The organism is Micromonospora sp. NPDC049171 (assembly GCF_040648275.1).
GTDB lineage: Bacteria > Actinomycetota > Actinomycetes > Mycobacteriales > Micromonosporaceae > Micromonospora.
In genome coordinates, this window is sequence record NZ_JBEZDJ010000003.1 from 47,708 (window position 1) to 63,330 (window position 15,623).

The window sequence follows — 15,623 nt, forward strand, 5'->3', positions numbered from 1 at the left end:
ATCGGACAACAGAGGAGAAGGCAATGAACCGAGGTCCGGTGCCCAGGCTGCGGCGAGTTCTCATCGTGCTCGGCACGGCGCTCGCCACGGTCGCGGCCACCCTCGCCGTCGCCACCACGCCCGCCACCGCGGCCGAGTCGCCGGACGACTACAGCGGCTCCGACCTGTGGTTGCGATACGTGCCGGTCAGCGACGCGAAGTTGCTGCGCGACTACCGCCGCACCGCCACGTCGGTCGTGGTCGAGAACGCCGACGCCACCCGGGTCCACCGGCACACGGCCGACCTCGCCATGGCGCCCGGCTCCACCGAGAAGCTGGCCGAGACCACGCTCGGCGCGGCCCGCGACGAGCTGGTGCGCGGCCTGGGCGGGCTCCTCGACCGGGCGACACCCGTGACGGAGGTCAGCGGCGACCGGGTCCCCGATGGCGCGGTCGTGGTGGGCACGCCGGCCAGCTCGCCGCTGGTGCGCCGCCTCATCCCGGCCCGCGACCTGGCCGGGGTCGGCGACGAGGGCTACCTCGTCCGCTCGCTGTCTCGCGGCAGGGACCGGTTCACCGTCATCGCCGGCAACACCGACCTCGGCGCCCTCTACGGGACCTACGCGTTCCTGCGGCTGCTGCAGACGCAGAAACCCATCGACCACCTCCGGGTCGCGGAGTCGCCGAAGATCAAGCATCGGCTGCTGAACAACTGGGAGACCGAGCGGCTCTACGCCGGCAACAACGCCTCCGGCCTGGGCGGGTTGAACGGGGAGAGCGGTGCGATCTTCAACTTCGCGGCGACCGGGGCGAGTGCCGACAAGAACCTGCCCGTCATCCTCGACCGCTACGTCGTCGTGGCCCGCGCGTTGGCGTCGCTGGGCATCAACGGCATCACCATCAACAACGTCAACGCCGACAACGCGTACCTGACGAGCGCCCGGATCGCGCAGGAGGCGGCCCTCGCCGACGCGCTGCGTCCGTACGGCATCACGCTTGGGCTGTCGATCCGCTACACCGCCCCCACGGACACCCGGTTCGCACCGGACACGCTGACCAACAGCCAACTCGACCCGTACGGCACCGACTTCCGGGGCTGGTGGCAGCGCCGGGCGCAGCAGATCCAGGCCGCCATCCCGGACTTCATGGGCTTCACCGTGAAGGCCAACTCGGAGGGCCAGCCGGGGCCACAGGACTTCGGGTACGACCACGGCGACGGCGCCAACGCCATCGGCGCGGCGGTCGCGCCACTCGGGATGACAGTGCACTGGCGGACGTTCGTCTACAACGCCGAGGTCGACAACGACCGGCTCAAGCGGGCCTACCTGGAGTTCGGGCCGATCGACGACGAGGTCCAACCCGACGGCAGCAGAGGGCGCTTCGCCGACAACGTGTTCCTGCAGACCAAGAACGGGCCGCTGGACTTCCAGGCCCGGGAGCCCATCCACCCGATGTTCGGCCGGATGGAGAACACCAACCAGGCCCTGGAGCTCCAGATCACCCAGGAGTACACGGGCCAGAACTGGATGCTGACCTACCTCGGCCCGATGTACGAGGAGATCCTCAAGACTGACACGTACGCGACCGACGCGAACGGGAAGCTGCTCAAGAAACGACTCGTCGGCGACATCGTCGACGGGAGCGCCCAGCACCATCCGGACACCGCCATCGTGGGGGTCGCCAATCTCGGCAACGCCGACAACCTGACCGGGCACCACTTCGCCCAGGCGAACCTGTTCGCCTTCGGCCGGCAGGCATGGAACTGGACGCTCGACTCGACCGACATCGCGACCGACTGGGTCCGGATGACCTGGAGCAACGACAGGCGTGTCGTCGACACCATCCGGAAGATGATGATGGGGTCGTGGGAGGCGCTGGTGAGCTACCAGACGCCGCTGGGCATCGGCCACCAGTTCGCCGAGGGCGCCCACTACCGGCCCGACCCGGCCGACTGGGCGGGTCGCGACGACTGGAGCCCGGTCTACTACAACCAGGCCGACACCGTCGGCCTCGGCTACGACCGCTCCCCCACCGGCAGTAATCTCGCCGCCCAGTACTTCCCGCGGCTCCAGCGGCGGTACGGGGACATCGACTCGGTGCCGGAGAACCTGCTGATGTGGTTCCACCACGTGCCGTGGGGCCATCGGATGGACAGCGGCCGACCGTTCTGGGACGAGCTGGTCTACCGCTACCAGATGGGCGTGCAGTACGTGACCTGGATGCGGGAGACCTGGGAGACGCTCCAGGCCGACATCGACGCGCGGCGGTTCGCCGAGGTCCGCGCCAAGCTGGCCGTGCACGAGACGGACGCCGCCGACTGGCGGGACACGTCGGTGAACTACTGGAAGGAGTTCAGCGGCCGGGCCATCCCGGTCGACGACGCGCCCCTCTCGGCCAAGATCGTGGTGAACGGCAGGGAGTTCGGCGGCTTCAACCTGTCCGACACGTCGTACACCATCCCGGTTAGCGCCGGGGGCTCCCCCACCATCACGAAGGTGCGGACGGCCGACCGCAAGGCGCGCTACCAGATCGTGTCCCAGGCGGCGAGCGTCCCCGGGCAGGCGGTCGTCAAGGTCACGACGGAGAGCTTCTTCGGCCCGCTCGTGAAGAACTACGTCTTCAACCTGGTGCCCGACACGACGCTGACGAGCCTGCGCGTCGACGGTAAGCCACTGGCCTCCTTCGCACCGTCGGTGCTGCACTACAACGCCCTCACGCCGGCCGGCACCACGGCCGTGCCGACGGTCACCGCCAGGGCCGCCGACCCCGCCGCCACCGTCGCCGTCGAGCAGGCGGGCAGCGCCACCGGGCAGGCCCGGGTGACCGTCACGAACGGCGGGGCGACGTCGGTCTACACGGTGGACCTGAACACCACGAGCACCGGCAGCGACGAGTTCGGCTCGGCCGCCCTCGGCTCCCAGTGGCAGTGGGTACGCCCCGACGACAGCCGGTGGCGTCTGGCCGACGAGTCGCTTGTCATCACCGCCCAGCAGGGCGACCTACAGGGCAGCACCAACACCGCGAAGAACCTGGCCGTGCAGGACGTCGACGGTGACTGGGCCGCGGAATCCAGGATCGTCTTCTCCCGTCCGCTGGCCACCAACAACGAACAGGGCGGTGTCATCGGGTACGCCGACGACGACAACTACGTGAAGCTCGCCTGGGAGATGGGCAACGCGACCGCGGCCGTCAACAAGGCCCGGCTCGTTCTGCTGCGCGAGCAGAACGGCGCGACGTCGACGGTGGAGATCACCGGCGCGGACGCCCAGCGCATCGTCGGGGCCGACGGCGCCATCTGGCTCCGACTCACCAAGATCGGCGAGAGCTACCGCGCCTACTACTCCCGCGACGGGAGCGTCTACCGCTACATCGGCGCCACGACGTTGAACGTCGAGACGACGAAGGCCGGGCTGCTGGCCTTCAACCGGGCCGGCACCTCCACCGACCTCGACGTCGCGTTCGACTACTTCCGGGTCGAGAGCCGGGGTGAGCGCATCCGCTAGGTGTTCCGCACGTCGGCCGGGTCCGGTGACATGTCGGACCCGGCCGATGTGCGGCTCGACGGGTGACCTGCTCGGGAGCCACAGCTCATCCGCACTCTCCTCCGGCGTCGACCATCGGCTCGAAGACGCTTGACGGACGCTGCCGCTTGCTGGAAGGCGCGCGAGGGTGGGATTATCGCGGCCATGATCGAAAGAATCGAGTCCTCCGTCCGCCGGTGAGCGTGACGACCGAGCCTGGACTGCTCGGCCCCCAGATCGCTCTGTTCGACCATGCTCTCCGTCTCCATCAGCGACATCCGGACGGTGTTCTGCCTCGCGACGGTGAGCCGTATCCGGACGAAGACCGTCACCGCTCGCGGCCGTCATACCGGCGTGCACGGGATCGACGACTCTATGGGGCCGATGTCGCTGTCATCCTCGACCGGCACTTCAGCCAGCCGGACGCGCAGGCGAGTGAACTTGTCGGCACCCTCCGCGATGTCTACGTCCCGATCCATCGCAACGACCACATCGTTGCCGCGGCCCTGCGCGCGGATCGGGAGCGCATGCGGCAGACCGGCCGGTGGTTGGTGCGGCACAGCAACGATCGCAATGCCGCCACGGTCGGGCTCGCGCTGCTGGCCGCCGATGGGGCCGAGGACGACATCCCGCTGATCCAGACCATCGGCCTGCTGTCGAACCATTTCGGGCCGTTGGCCGCCGACGCGTTGCAGCGCCGCCGTGGAGGTACGGAAGCGCTGCAGTGGCTCGCCGAACGCGTCGCCGGCTGGGGCCGGGTCTACGTCGTCGAGGCACTGTGTCGACGAGGCGCCGCCAAGTCCCGGGCCTGGCTCCTGCGCCGCGCCTGCGACGGCGACTACCTCAACGGCTACTTCGCCGGCAGGGTGGCCACCACCGCGCACCTGCACGAAGCGATCACCAGCACCGATGGCGACGACAACCTGATCGACCACACCGGTCGACTACTGAGGATCATGGCCGACTGCGATGGCATGGGCATGACTCTCGAGCACTACCCGCCGGCACCTGCCGTGTTGGCCGCGCACGCCGCTCACCTCGCCCAGCAGCCGCCGACAGCGAACCGATACGTCGACGCCGCGATCATCGCCAACTATCTGACGGCCAAGCCTCCGAACCGGTGCGGCTGCACCACCGAGCAGCGGGACCACATCGTGCAGCAGTACCTCGCAGTACTCGACCGGCCGGAGTGGCACGCCGCGGTCCGTGCGGGCCATGGCCTGAACAGCGACTTCTTCGCCTGGTTCACCGGCCACGTGGCCGCGCGGCTGCGTCTCGCCGCATTTTCCGACGTCGCGGAGAACGGCGAACGATGAACCACGCCGCCGATCGGAAAGAGGTGCGGTAAGCCGCGACCGGGCCCGTCCCCACGGGAACGGGCCCGGTCGTGCTCTCCCGAGCGGAGTCCGTTGCGGTCAGCCGCCGATGGCGATGGCGAAGATGTGCATGGTCGACACGTTCGTCGCCGGCCGGGCGCTGATGTTGGGCAACACGACCGAGGCGACAGCCTTGCTCTGCAACGTGACACCCACGTAGTAGATGCAGGCGGCGGTGTTCTGCCGCTGGTTGTTGGGCCGGTTCTGGTACGCGGAGACGATGGCGGCGGTCCCCGCGGAGCTCGGCCCGCCGTACCAGTCGGGCGTGCTCAGCGTGAACGTCTGGCGGGTGCCGTCGGCGTAGACCACCGTGCCGGCGCCGGACGGGGCGCCGTACGTGCCGGTCAGGAGGAAGCCGAGGGTCCGGCCCGTGCCGGTCACACTGATCGTCTGCCCGGAGGCGATGGCGTTGTCGGCGGCACCCGAGCCGACGTTGGGCCACCGGAAGTTGACCCCGTTGCGGCTCACCGTGCCGCCCGGGCTGGCACCGGCAGCGGCCAGGGCCTGCGCCGAGAGCGACGCCCCGCCACCGTCGATGTTCGCCACGTTGGTGTTGCTGTCGCTGCTGATGCCGACGTTGCTGAAGCTCTGCTCCAGCGTCGGTAGGGCGACGCCCGTGCTGGTGACCCGGTAGGTGCGCCCGGCCTGCACGGTGACCTCGATCAGGTCGGACTCGATCCGGGTGACCCGGGCCGCCGTACCGTCGGCGGTGTCGACGACGGTGACGGTGCCGGTGAGGATCCGGGCGCGCAGGCGGACGGTGCCGGCGCGGTCGGGTCGGACGAGGATCTCGGTGGCCTGACCGCTGCTCCAGGTGATGTCGACAGTGTGCCCGCCCCGACCCCGCAGGCCGGCGACCCGCCCACTGGGCCAGGCCGGCGGCAGCGCGGGCAGGAGGTGCAGCTCGCCGGCGTGGCTCTGCAACAGCATCTCGGCGATGCCGGCGGTGGCGCCGAAGTTGCCGTCGATCTGGAACGGCGGGTGCAGGTCGAACATGTTGGGCGCGAGCCGTGCGGTGGTGGCGAGGTAGCGGATCAGGTCGTGCGCCCGCTTGCCCTCCTCCATCCGCGCCCAGAAGTTGATTTTCCAGGCCAGCGACCAGCCCGTCCCGTCGTCGCCGCGCAGCGCCAGGGTCCGCCGGGCGGCCTCGAACAGCTGTGGGGTGCCGCGCTTGGTGATCTGGTTGCTGGGGGCCAGCCCGTACAGGTGCGAGATATGCCGGTGGTTGGGCTCGGTCTCCACCCAGTCGTAGAGCCACTCCATGATGTTGCCGCGCGAGCCGATCTTCATGGGTGGGAGGCGGTCCCGGGTGGCGCGAACCTGGGCCCGGAAGGTGCTGTCCACGTCGAGGATCTCGCTGGCGCGGGCGCATGCGTCGAACAGGTCCCGCAGGATCTGGTTGTCCATCGTGGGGCCGGCGCACACGCTGGCGTTCGCGTGGTGGCTGAGCTCCGGCGAGTTCGACGGGTTGGTCACCAGGTAACCGAGGGTCGGCTCGGTCACCAGGGTGTTGAGGAAGAACTGCGCCGCGCCCTTCATGGCCGGGTAGTTCGTCCGCAGGAACTCGATGTCGCCGTTGAACAGGTAGTGGTCCCAGATCAACGTGGACAGCCAGGCACCACCGGTCTGCCACATGCCCCAGAACGCGCCGTCGACCACCGCGGTGGCCCGCCACGCGTCGGTGTTGTGGTGGGTGACCCAGCCACTGGCGGCGCCGTACTGCACCTGGGCGGTCCGCGTGCCGGCGACGGCGAGATCTCTGACCAGGTCGAAGACCGGGTTGTGGCACTCGGCCAGGTTCGTGGTGTTGGCCGGCCAGTAGTTCATCGGCAGGTTGGCGTTGATCGTGTACTTCGAGTCCCAGGAGGGGGTCAGCGAGTCGTTCCAGATGCCCTGGAGGTTGGCCGGCTGCGTGCCGGGCCGCGAGGACGAGATCAGCAGGTACCGCCCGAACTGGAACAGCAGCGCGGAGAACTGCGGGTCGTTGACGCTGTTGTGCTGGGCGATCCGGACATCCGTCGTCTGGTCGGCCGCGGAGGTGCGGCCCAGGTCCAGGCTGACCCGGCCGAACAGCGCCTGGTAGTCGGCCACGTGCCGGCTGCGCAGTTGGTCGTAGCTGCTGGCCCGCGCGGCGGTGAGGCGCTGCCGGGCGATGCCCTGGTAGTCGCCGCCGACGTTGCGGTAGTTGACGTAGCTGGTGCCGATAGAGACCAGCAGGGTCACGCTGTTGGCGTTCGTCACCCGCAGGGTGCCGCCGGAGCTGGACACGCTGCCGCCGGTGACCGTCGCGTTGGCCAGTGCGAGGAAGCGGACCTGGCCGGTGACGCCCTCCATGTTTCCGGAGATGCCGTCGAGGCCGATCGTGGTGCCGTCCGGGCTGGACACCGTGGTGCGCTGCGGGCTGTCGAAGGTGGCGGTGAAGCTGATCGAGCCGGTCCGGTCGGCGGTCAGTCGGATGGCGATGACCTGGTCCGGTGCGCTGGCAAACACCTCCCGCTGGTGCCGGACGCCGTTGAGCACGTACGTCGTCGTGGCGGTGGCGGTGGTGAGATCCAGCGTCCGGTTGTACTGAGAGGCTCCGCTGGCCGAGCCGAAGGCGAGCCGCAGGTTGCCGACTGTCTGGTAGGCCAGCTGGCCGCCGGGGTTGCCCATCATGGTCTGGTTGATCAGATCCTGGGCCTGGGTCCACTGGTTCGCGTTGACCAGCCGCCGGATCTCCGCCAGCGCTCCCGCACCTCTGGGGTTGCTGGGGTCGTGCGGCCCACCGGCCCAGACGGTGTCCTCGTTGAGCTGGAGTCGTTCCGTGTCGACGTTGCCGAAGACCATGGCGCCGAGCCGCCCGTTGCCGATCGGCAACGCCCGCAGCCAGTCAGTGCCGGCGGACTCGTCGTACCAGAGCGCGAGGTCATTGGCGGCCAGCACCTGCGGCGGCGCCACCGAGCCCGCCTTCGCCACGGCCGTCCAGGGCAGCGGCAGGAGGGCACCGCCCGCACCGGCCGCACCGATCTTGAGGGCTTGGCGTCGGGTCAGGTCTGACATCGATCCTCCAAACGGTGACCGATCCGGCCACCCCGATGCGTGACAACTGTGGTAACCGAGATGGGTCCGCTTCGCGGGCCGACCAGGACCTTGTGGGAGCAGGCCAGCGTCGAGCCCCGAGTCGGGCAGACATCTGATGTGTTTCGCGAAGGTTACTCCGGCGCCACGCAATCGGCAACGATCGATCGATGACGAGATCAGCAAGGGCTGCCTACCCGCCGGCAGGCTTCCGCTGGAGGTCGGCAGTGCACCGAGGCGACCCGACAGCGGAGAAGAGCCGCTGGCGGCGCTTCAACGCCGTATACATCGGATGATCGCCGCCGAGCAGGCGAGGTCAGCGCAGCGCGTCACGGTACGGCTACACGAGGTCGAAGGACTCCCACGGCCCGACCGCCGCGCGATTCGCGATCAACGGGTCGGTGCCGGCGTTGTCCGCGCAGACGTACCTGTCGTTCGCGCTGCTGCGGAAACTGACACTGCCGTCCGGGTTCGCCACCCGGGTGAACGTCTCCCAACCGCCGACGACGTCCCGGTCGGCCACCAGCGCCGCCGCGCCGGCCTGCTCGGCGCAGACGTACTTGCCGGTCCTGGTGGACCTGAGGGCCACGAGGCCACCACCGGCGTCGACGACTGTGAACTTCTCCGACGCGGAGGTCAGCGAGGCGACCAACGGTGAGCCGCCCACGAACCGACCGTTGGCGCGGGAGCGGACGCCGACGGCCGCGGTGGTGGGCGGAGTCGCACCGACCACCGGGGCGGTCGGCCGGTTGGCGGTCAACGCGATCGTGCCCTTGAGCATCCGGCCACCGTCACCGGCAAGCCGCAGGTAGTAGTCCGCCGAGCACGCCGTGCCGTCCTCGTCCAACGCCAGGAACTTCGAGCCGACCGGAACGAACGCCGCGCTCTCCGCGGTCTTGGCGATCTGGTTGCCCTCGTTGTACTCGTCGAACATCGAGACGTAGATCGCCGGAGCGCCCGCACGGATCACGTTGTAGAACTGTCGCCACATGAAGTCGCCGTGGGCGCGCTGCCGCTCCTGGAGGTCACCGGGCAACACGCACGGCTGGTAGTCGATGCCGTGCGCCACGCAGTCCCGCACGTCGGGCACCGTGACGTTGGTGTAGAACCAGTCCGACCCGGCCTGGTCGCCGATCCGGCCCACCATCCAGGGCGAGATCATGTCGTACGCGTGGTAGACCTCGGCGAATCCCGCCCGCGAGTCCTGCGTTCCGTCGCTGGTGCGCCAGTGCGTGGGCGTGCCGCCCATGACGTACACGCCCTGTGCCTTGAACCAGGTGATCACATCGAGGCAGACCGCGGCGCTCCACGGGTGGTTCTCGTCGTTGAAGCCGAAACCCCAGATGCCGACGACCGGTTTGCCGTTCTGCCTCGCGTACGCCGGGGAGGTCGCGTACGCCTTCATCTTGTTGACCCAGTCGTCCTTGATCTGCTGCTGCATGGTCGTCCAGCCGCTGACGTCGTACATGATGTAGAACTTGCGCCCGAACCGCTCGGCGGCGTTGCGCACCTTGATCGTGACGGCGTCGCGGATCGGGCCCTCCCCGCCGACCGGGTTGAAGCGCTGCAGGGCGGCGGTGTCCAGCCCGTTCTCCTGCATCCAGCGGAAGTGGGTGTCCACCGTCTGCTGGTCGTAGGACGAGAACAGCGAGGCCGGCTGCCCGTTGCCCAGATTCTGGTATCCGGTCTTGTAGACCCGGTCGTAGTCGCGCACGTCCGGCCACGACTTGAGGGCCTCGTTGACCGGCGAGGGGGTCTTCTGCCAGTCCTGGCCGTAGTGCCACCAGCCCGCCAGCGGGCTCCCGTCGCCGGCCCCGGTGAACCAACCCTGGTAGCCGACGGTGACCTTTCCGACGACGTCGCCGGGAGGGCTGACCGCCGCCACGGCGGGTGCGGCCGCGTAGGCGTCGAACGAGACTCCGGCGACGGAGACGGCGGTGCCGGCCACCGCGGTGCCGAGCAGGGTACGGCGAGACAACCTCATTGGCGTGGGCAACCTTCCTCAGGGGGCATTTGCCCGGATCGTAAGGCTGGGGATGATCCGGACGGGATGAGGTTAGTAAGCCTGTTTGTCAGCCACCAAGCCGAGCGGCAGAACTTCAAAGAATCTTAAGAGTTCACCGGCCGGTCTCGTCCAGCGCCGTCCGGAGCTGCGCCAGGAAATCACCGAGTTCCGCCGCCGAGGCCCCGTCGAGCACGCGACGCATGAGCGCCGAGCCCACCACGACCCCGTCGGCGTACCCGGCGGCCTCGGCCGCCTGCCGCGGACCGGAGATCCCGAAGCCGAGGACCACGGGCAGATCCGTGGCCTGGCGCAGCGACGTCACCAACCGCTCGGCGGCCGCGCCCACCGTCGACTGCTCGCCGGTGGTCGCCATGACACTGACCGCGTAGACGAAGCCCCGGCTGCGCCTGGCGATCTCGTCGCGGCGCTGCGGCGCGGTCACCGGGGAGGCGAGCAACACGAGGTCGAGCAGGGTTTCCGCCGCGGCGGCGACCGGCTCCACCTCGTCGACGGGCAGGTCCGGCACGATCAGGCCGCCCATCCCGGCATCGGCGAGCGCGGCACAGAACCGGTCCGCGCCGTCGTGCAGGACCAGGTTGGCATAGGTGAACGCGACAAGCGGTATGGGCAGCGCCAGCCGGGCGACCTCGTCGAGGATCCGCCGGGTGGTGGTGCCCCGCTGCAGGGCCCGGTACGACGACTCCTGCACGACGGGTCCGTCCAGGGTGGGGTCGGAGAACGGGAGGCCGATCTCGATGGTGTCGGCGCCGGCGTCCACGGCGGCCCGCAACAGGTCGGTCCAGTTTTCGGTGACGCCGCCGGTCACGTACGGCACGAGCAGTTTGCGGCCGGCGGCCTTGGCCGCGCGGGCCCGGGTTTCCAGTGCGTTCACGACAGCTCCATCAGGGTCGCCATGTCCTTGTCGCCCCGACCGGAGAGGGTGAGCAGCACCGTCGAACCCGGGGGGATCGTGCCATCGCCGGCGGCGCGGATCACCCAGGCGACCGCGTGGGCGGATTCCAGCGCGCAGAGGATGCCCTCGGCGCGGGCCAGCCGGTGGGTGGCGGCCACCACCTCGGCGTCGTCCACCGTCACGTAGCTGGCCCGGCCCGAGTCGGCCAGGTGCGCGTGCTCCGGCCCGACACCCGGGTAGTCCAGACCCGCGGCGATCGAGTGGGCCTCGCTGATCTGCCCGTGCTCGTCCTGGAGCACCAGGGAGCGGAAGCCGTGCAGCACACCGGGGGTGCCGGCGCTGATGGCGGCGCCACCGGCCGCCTCGACGCCGACCAACCGGGCCGGTGTGTCGACGAAGCCGGCGAACGTGCCGGCGGCGTTGGACCCGCCGCCGACGCAGGCCACGACGTAGTCGGGCGTGCCGGTGAGGAGGTCGGCCGCGCACTGCGCGCGGGCCTCGTCGCCGATGACCCGCTGGAACTGGCGGACCATCCACGGGTACGGGTGCGGGCCCATCACCGAGCCGAGGCAGTAGTAGGCGTCGTCGACGCAGGTGACCCAGTGCCGCAGAGCCTCGCTGCACGCGTCCTTGAGGGTGCGGCTGCCGGAGGTCACCGGCACCACCTCGGCACCCAGCATCTTCATCCGGAAGACGTTGAGCCGCTGCCGTTCGGTGTCCTTCTCGCCCATGAGGACGGTGGTGGGCATGCCGAGCAGCGCCCCGGCGGTGGCGGTGGCCACGCCGTGTTGGCCCGCGCCGGTCTCGGCGATCAGTCGCCGCTTGCCCATCCGCCGCGCCAGCAGCGCCTGACCCAGCACGTTGTTGATTTTGTGGGAGCCGGTGTGGGTGAGGTCCTCCCGCTTGAGCAGCAGGTCGATGCCCAACTCGGCGGAGAGTCGCGTCGCGGGCGTCAGCGGCGTGGGCCGGCCGACGTAGACGGAGAGCAGGCGGTTCAGTTCGCCCCGGAACTGCGGATCCTCCCAGGCCTGCGTGAAGGCGCGCTCGACGTCGGCACAGGCCGGCACGAGCGACTCCGGAACGAAGCGTCCCCCGTACTCGCCGAACCTGCCCAGCCCCGAGGGTCGGCGGGGGTCGGCCTGGGTGCCCGGGCGGGTGGAGCGTAAGAGCTGGTCCACGACACATCCCCTAACAGTTCTAGAACGACACCGTCTTTATAACAGGGCACCCGGGTGGAGTTCTAGACCTGTGGCGAGATAGTTCTAGAACAGTTTCGGCGCACCCCGCCGGGGGCGTACCGCCGCGGGTGACGTCAGGCCGGCGGGGCGCCGACCGCGTAGCTGACCTGCTGGCCGCTGGCCTCGCGAATATTCATGATCACGACACTGTTGCCGGCGAGGATGGCGACGTCGACAACCAGGGCGCGTCGGTCGGCGTCGCGGGTGATCCGCTCGCTGCGCATCGCCGGCTCGCCGGCCGGCAGGCCGAGCAGGGCGCCGATGCGCTCGGGCATGAGCACCGGCGAGATCGTCTCCTCGGCCTGCACGGCCACCGCGCCGGCCCGTTCGGCGAGCACGGCGTACAGCTCGTGCCTCGCGAAGTCGACGCCCTTGACCAGGTCACCGAAGGGCTGCGGCACATAGGAGAGCTGGTGGATCAGCGGCGCGCCCCGGACGACCCGGACCCGCTCCAGCCGGAGCACCTTGTCGCCCGCGGGAACCCCCAACCGCGCGGCGATCTCGTCCGATACCGCGACGATCTCGCGGCCGAGCACCCGGGTCAGCACCTCGATGCCGTGCGCCCGCAGGTCGTCGGCGAGGCTGCGCAGGTTGCCCATCGAGTACGGGACCGGCGTCGCCCGCACGTAGGTGCCCTTGCCGGGAAGCTGCTCCACCACTCCCCGACCGCAGAGCTCGTCCAGAGCCTGCCGCAACGTCATGAGGCTGACGCCGTACTCCTCGCTCAGGTGCCGCTGGCCGGGCAGGGCGTCGCCGGGAGCGAACTCACCACTGCCGATCCGCCTGATCAGGTCGTCGCGGATGACCATGTACTTCGGAGTCCTACCCGGAATGACGCGCATGCACTGCCCAGCCCTGAGAGTCGCGACGGAGCGGGTCGCTCCGCCCGATGAGGTGCGCAGCTCCACGTCCTTCTACCGGTGCCAGCGTATGGCCGACGACTTCCCCTCGCCATCGCCCTTCACTTTACAGGCGTTAGGTAAGCGCGTAAGTTAACGGCTGTAAGTTCAATTCCGCAGCGCAGAGATGGAGTTCTCATGACCACCGCGACCGTTTCCCGCATCCACACCACCGCCCCCGCCCCGCTGGCCGACCGCATCGGTCGCGGGTTCGCGGCCGTCGCCGCGCTCGCCACCGTCGTGGCGTTCGTCAACGGCATCCTGCTGACCCTCGACGCTCCCGACGACCGCCTGTTCATCGAGGGCTGGCGAGTCTCCAGCTTCGCCATCTTCGCCGCGCTCTTCGCCCTGCTCGCGTTCCGGCCACGCCGGTCGGCGGGCGTCTGGGAGATCCTGCTCGCCGGCAAGACCGCCCTCGTCGTGTTCGGCATGACGATCGGAGACGTCTCCGAGGCACGCCTGTCGGCCCTCATCGACCTCGGGCTGGTCGCCGTCGTCGCGACGGCCTACGTACTCTGCCGTGGCTGGCTGGCCTGGCGCCCCGCGACCACCAACCCGACCCGATGACGGGAAGCCCTTGGCGCACGAAGCGCCCGCCGCCGTCGTGCGACGGCGGCGGGCAACCCGGGCGTTCAGTAACGGGGGAACTGACCCCACTGCTTGACGGTGTACGACCCACCACGCCGTTCGATCTCGAGGGCGGAGTGACCGCTGAAGTGCGCCGGCAACACCAGTGCGTTGGTGTCGGCCGCCCAGTCGAGCAGGCGTCGTCGGGTCAGCGCGGCCTGCGTCGGGTCCTCGCAGAAGCAGCTGCTGTGGTCGTGGTGGTGCAACTGCAGCGGAGTGTGCAGGATGTCGCCGGCGAACAGCGCCCGCTCGCCGGCCGAGTGCAACGTGATCACGGCATGGCCGGGTGTGTGCCCCGGCGCGGCTTCCAGGCGCAGATTCTCGTCGATCAGGTACGCGTCCTCCCACAGCTGGACCTGACCGTTGGCGTGGACGGGGGCGATGCTGTCGTCGTACGCGTTCTCGTTGACGCTGCCGGCGATGCCGGGGTTGTTCGCGGGGTTCCAGTGCCGGAAGTCGACGGCGGGCATCAGGTAGGTGGCGTTCGGGAACGTCGGCAGCCACTGACCGTCGACGAGGCGGGTGTTCCAGCCGACGTGATCGACGTGCAGGTGGGTGTTGACCACCAGGTCGACATCCTCGGGCCGGACTCCCGCCTCGGCGAGCCGGCCCAGGTAGTCCACCCGCTGCTGGTGCCAGGGTTCGACGGCGGGCCGGTTCTTGTCGTTGCCGACGCCGGTGTCGACGAGGATGGTGCGGCCCGCACTGCGCAGCAGCCAGCTCTGCATGGCGACGTGCACGAGGTCGTCGTCCACGCCGAGGTGGTCCGGGGTCAGCAGCTCCCGGCCCGTACGCCAGGCATCGGTCGGGATGGTGGGAAAGAAGGCACCGGTCGGCATGATCGGGCCGTGCGTCTCCTCGACGCGGGTGACACTGACGTCACCGATCTTGATCTCGAGCAAGGGGATCTCCTGGAGGGTGACGGGTCAGCGGCGCGGCAGGGTCGCCAGCGCCAGGTTGGGGTCGGCGCCGGTGGTGTACGCGGCACTGAGCACGTAGAGGGTGCGGCCACGCACGGCCACCGAGGTCGGGTTCTGCAGCCCGTCGGCGGCGCCCAGCAGCGTTCGCGAACGGCCGGCGGCGTCGATGCCCACCACCGTGTTCGGCCCGTTGAGGGCGGCGACGACCTGGTGGTCGCCGGTGCCGACGAAGGTGAAGTCGTCGATACCGACGAGGCCGGTCGCCACCACCCGGACACCTCCGGGACGGCCGTGCCGCAGCGGGACGCGCAGCAACGTTCCCTGGTCGAGGTTGCTCGCCCAGATCGCGTCGGCGTGCACCTTGATGCCGTTGGCGCCGAGGAAGCCGGTCGAGGCGAGTTCGGGTGCCGAGGACCAGACCTCGGCGCGGCCGCCCCGCAGGGGGACCGTCGAGATCGTGCCGAGCACCGAGTCGGTGAGGTAGAACCGGCTCGCCACCGCGTCGAACGCCAGGCCGTTGGGCAGTCCGGCGGCCGGCAGGGCGGCGATGCGCTGCGGGGCCTTGCCGGGGATCAGCCGGTACAGGCCGGTGGTGGCGGCGTCGCCGCTGGCGTAGAGGAAGTAGAGGGTGCCGTCGGTCATCCGGACGATGCCGGTGGTCAGCGCGAACTTCAGCACCGGTGTGTTGACGCCGCCGTCGGCCGGTGCGGGCATGGTCGCCAGGATCCGCGTCGCGCCGGACGGGGTGACGGCGGCAACCTGACGGGCGGCCGCGAAGGTGACGTACGCGGTGCCGTCCGGGGCCAGCGCGATGTTCTCCGGCATCTGCCCGTTCGCCAGATCGAAGTGGACCGCGATCCGCGCGGACAGCGGCGCGGCCGGTCCGACGACGGTGGCCCGTGCGATCCCGGCCTGGGCGACGCCCAACGGTGGGACCGTCACGACGCCGACCCCGACCGCCGCGAGTGCCACGGCGAGAGTCATCATTCTCCTGCGCATTTCTGTTCCTTTCTGAAAACCGATGGAATTCGGCTGATGCGGGCGCGAAGGGTCCGGCGCTCCTTGCGGAGCACCTCGTTTCGAGCCGA

Annotated in this window: 10 protein-coding genes; 3 read left to right on the plus strand and 7 right to left on the minus strand. The window is 69.8% G+C overall.

The window, feature by feature from the left end:
- Nucleotides 1-23 precede the first annotated feature (23 nt).
- Nucleotides 24-3,482, plus strand: coding sequence for an alpha-glucuronidase family glycosyl hydrolase (locus AB0B14_RS05045; protein WP_357521368.1), 3,459 nt, complete (start codon nt 24-26; stop codon nt 3,480-3,482).
- 146 nt (nt 3,483-3,628) lie between these two features.
- The gene (locus AB0B14_RS05050) at nt 3,629-4,816 is read left to right on the plus strand and encodes a hypothetical protein (RefSeq protein WP_357521370.1); all 1,188 of its coding nucleotides are present in this window, start codon (nt 3,629-3,631) and stop codon (nt 4,814-4,816) included.
- Nucleotides 4,817-4,915: 99 nt separating this feature from the next.
- Here the strand turns inward: AB0B14_RS05050 and AB0B14_RS05055 are convergent, their stop codons facing one another.
- The 5 genes from AB0B14_RS05055 to AB0B14_RS05075 form a co-directional block, all read right to left on the minus strand.
- Nucleotides 4,916-7,915, minus strand: coding sequence for a glycoside hydrolase family 95 protein (locus AB0B14_RS05055; protein WP_357521372.1), 3,000 nt, complete (start codon nt 7,913-7,915; stop codon nt 4,916-4,918).
- A 358-nt stretch (nt 7,916-8,273) separates the two neighbouring features.
- Nucleotides 8,274-9,917: a lectin gene (locus AB0B14_RS05060; RefSeq protein ID WP_357521373.1), complete on the minus strand. Its 1,644-nt coding sequence runs from the start codon at nt 9,915-9,917 to the stop codon at nt 8,274-8,276.
- Between the two features lie 133 nt (nt 9,918-10,050).
- A complete protein-coding gene (gene trpA, locus AB0B14_RS05065; protein WP_357080292.1) occupies nt 10,051-10,830 on the minus strand; it encodes a tryptophan synthase subunit alpha in 780 nt (259 codons plus the stop codon).
- Nucleotides 10,827-11,966 carry a tryptophan synthase subunit beta gene (gene trpB / locus AB0B14_RS05070; protein WP_357521651.1) on the minus strand — a complete coding sequence of 380 codons (1,140 nt, stop codon included), beginning with the start codon at nt 11,964-11,966 and terminating at the stop codon, nt 10,827-10,829. Before trpB ends, trpA begins: the two co-directional genes overlap by 4 nt.
- 197 nt (nt 11,967-12,163) lie before the next feature.
- A complete protein-coding gene (locus AB0B14_RS05075; protein WP_357080295.1) occupies nt 12,164-12,931 on the minus strand; it encodes a GntR family transcriptional regulator in 768 nt (255 codons plus the stop codon).
- Between the two features lie 195 nt (nt 12,932-13,126).
- On the opposite strand from AB0B14_RS05075, the gene AB0B14_RS05080 reads away from it, so the two are divergent.
- On the plus strand, nt 13,127-13,555 hold the full coding sequence (locus AB0B14_RS05080) for a hypothetical protein (RefSeq protein WP_357080298.1): 429 nt from the start codon (nt 13,127-13,129) through the stop codon (nt 13,553-13,555).
- A 65-nt stretch (nt 13,556-13,620) separates the two neighbouring features.
- Here the strand turns inward: AB0B14_RS05080 and AB0B14_RS05085 are convergent, their stop codons facing one another.
- Together AB0B14_RS05085 and AB0B14_RS05090 are read right to left on the minus strand one after the other, a co-directional pair.
- Nucleotides 13,621-14,517, minus strand: coding sequence for an MBL fold metallo-hydrolase (locus AB0B14_RS05085; protein WP_357080301.1), 897 nt, complete (start codon nt 14,515-14,517; stop codon nt 13,621-13,623).
- 24 nt (nt 14,518-14,541) lie between these two features.
- Nucleotides 14,542-15,534 (minus strand): hypothetical protein, encoded by a 993-nt coding sequence (locus tag AB0B14_RS05090; protein WP_357521375.1) that lies wholly within the window; start codon nt 15,532-15,534, stop codon nt 14,542-14,544.
- Nucleotides 15,535-15,623: the final 89 nt, after the last annotated feature.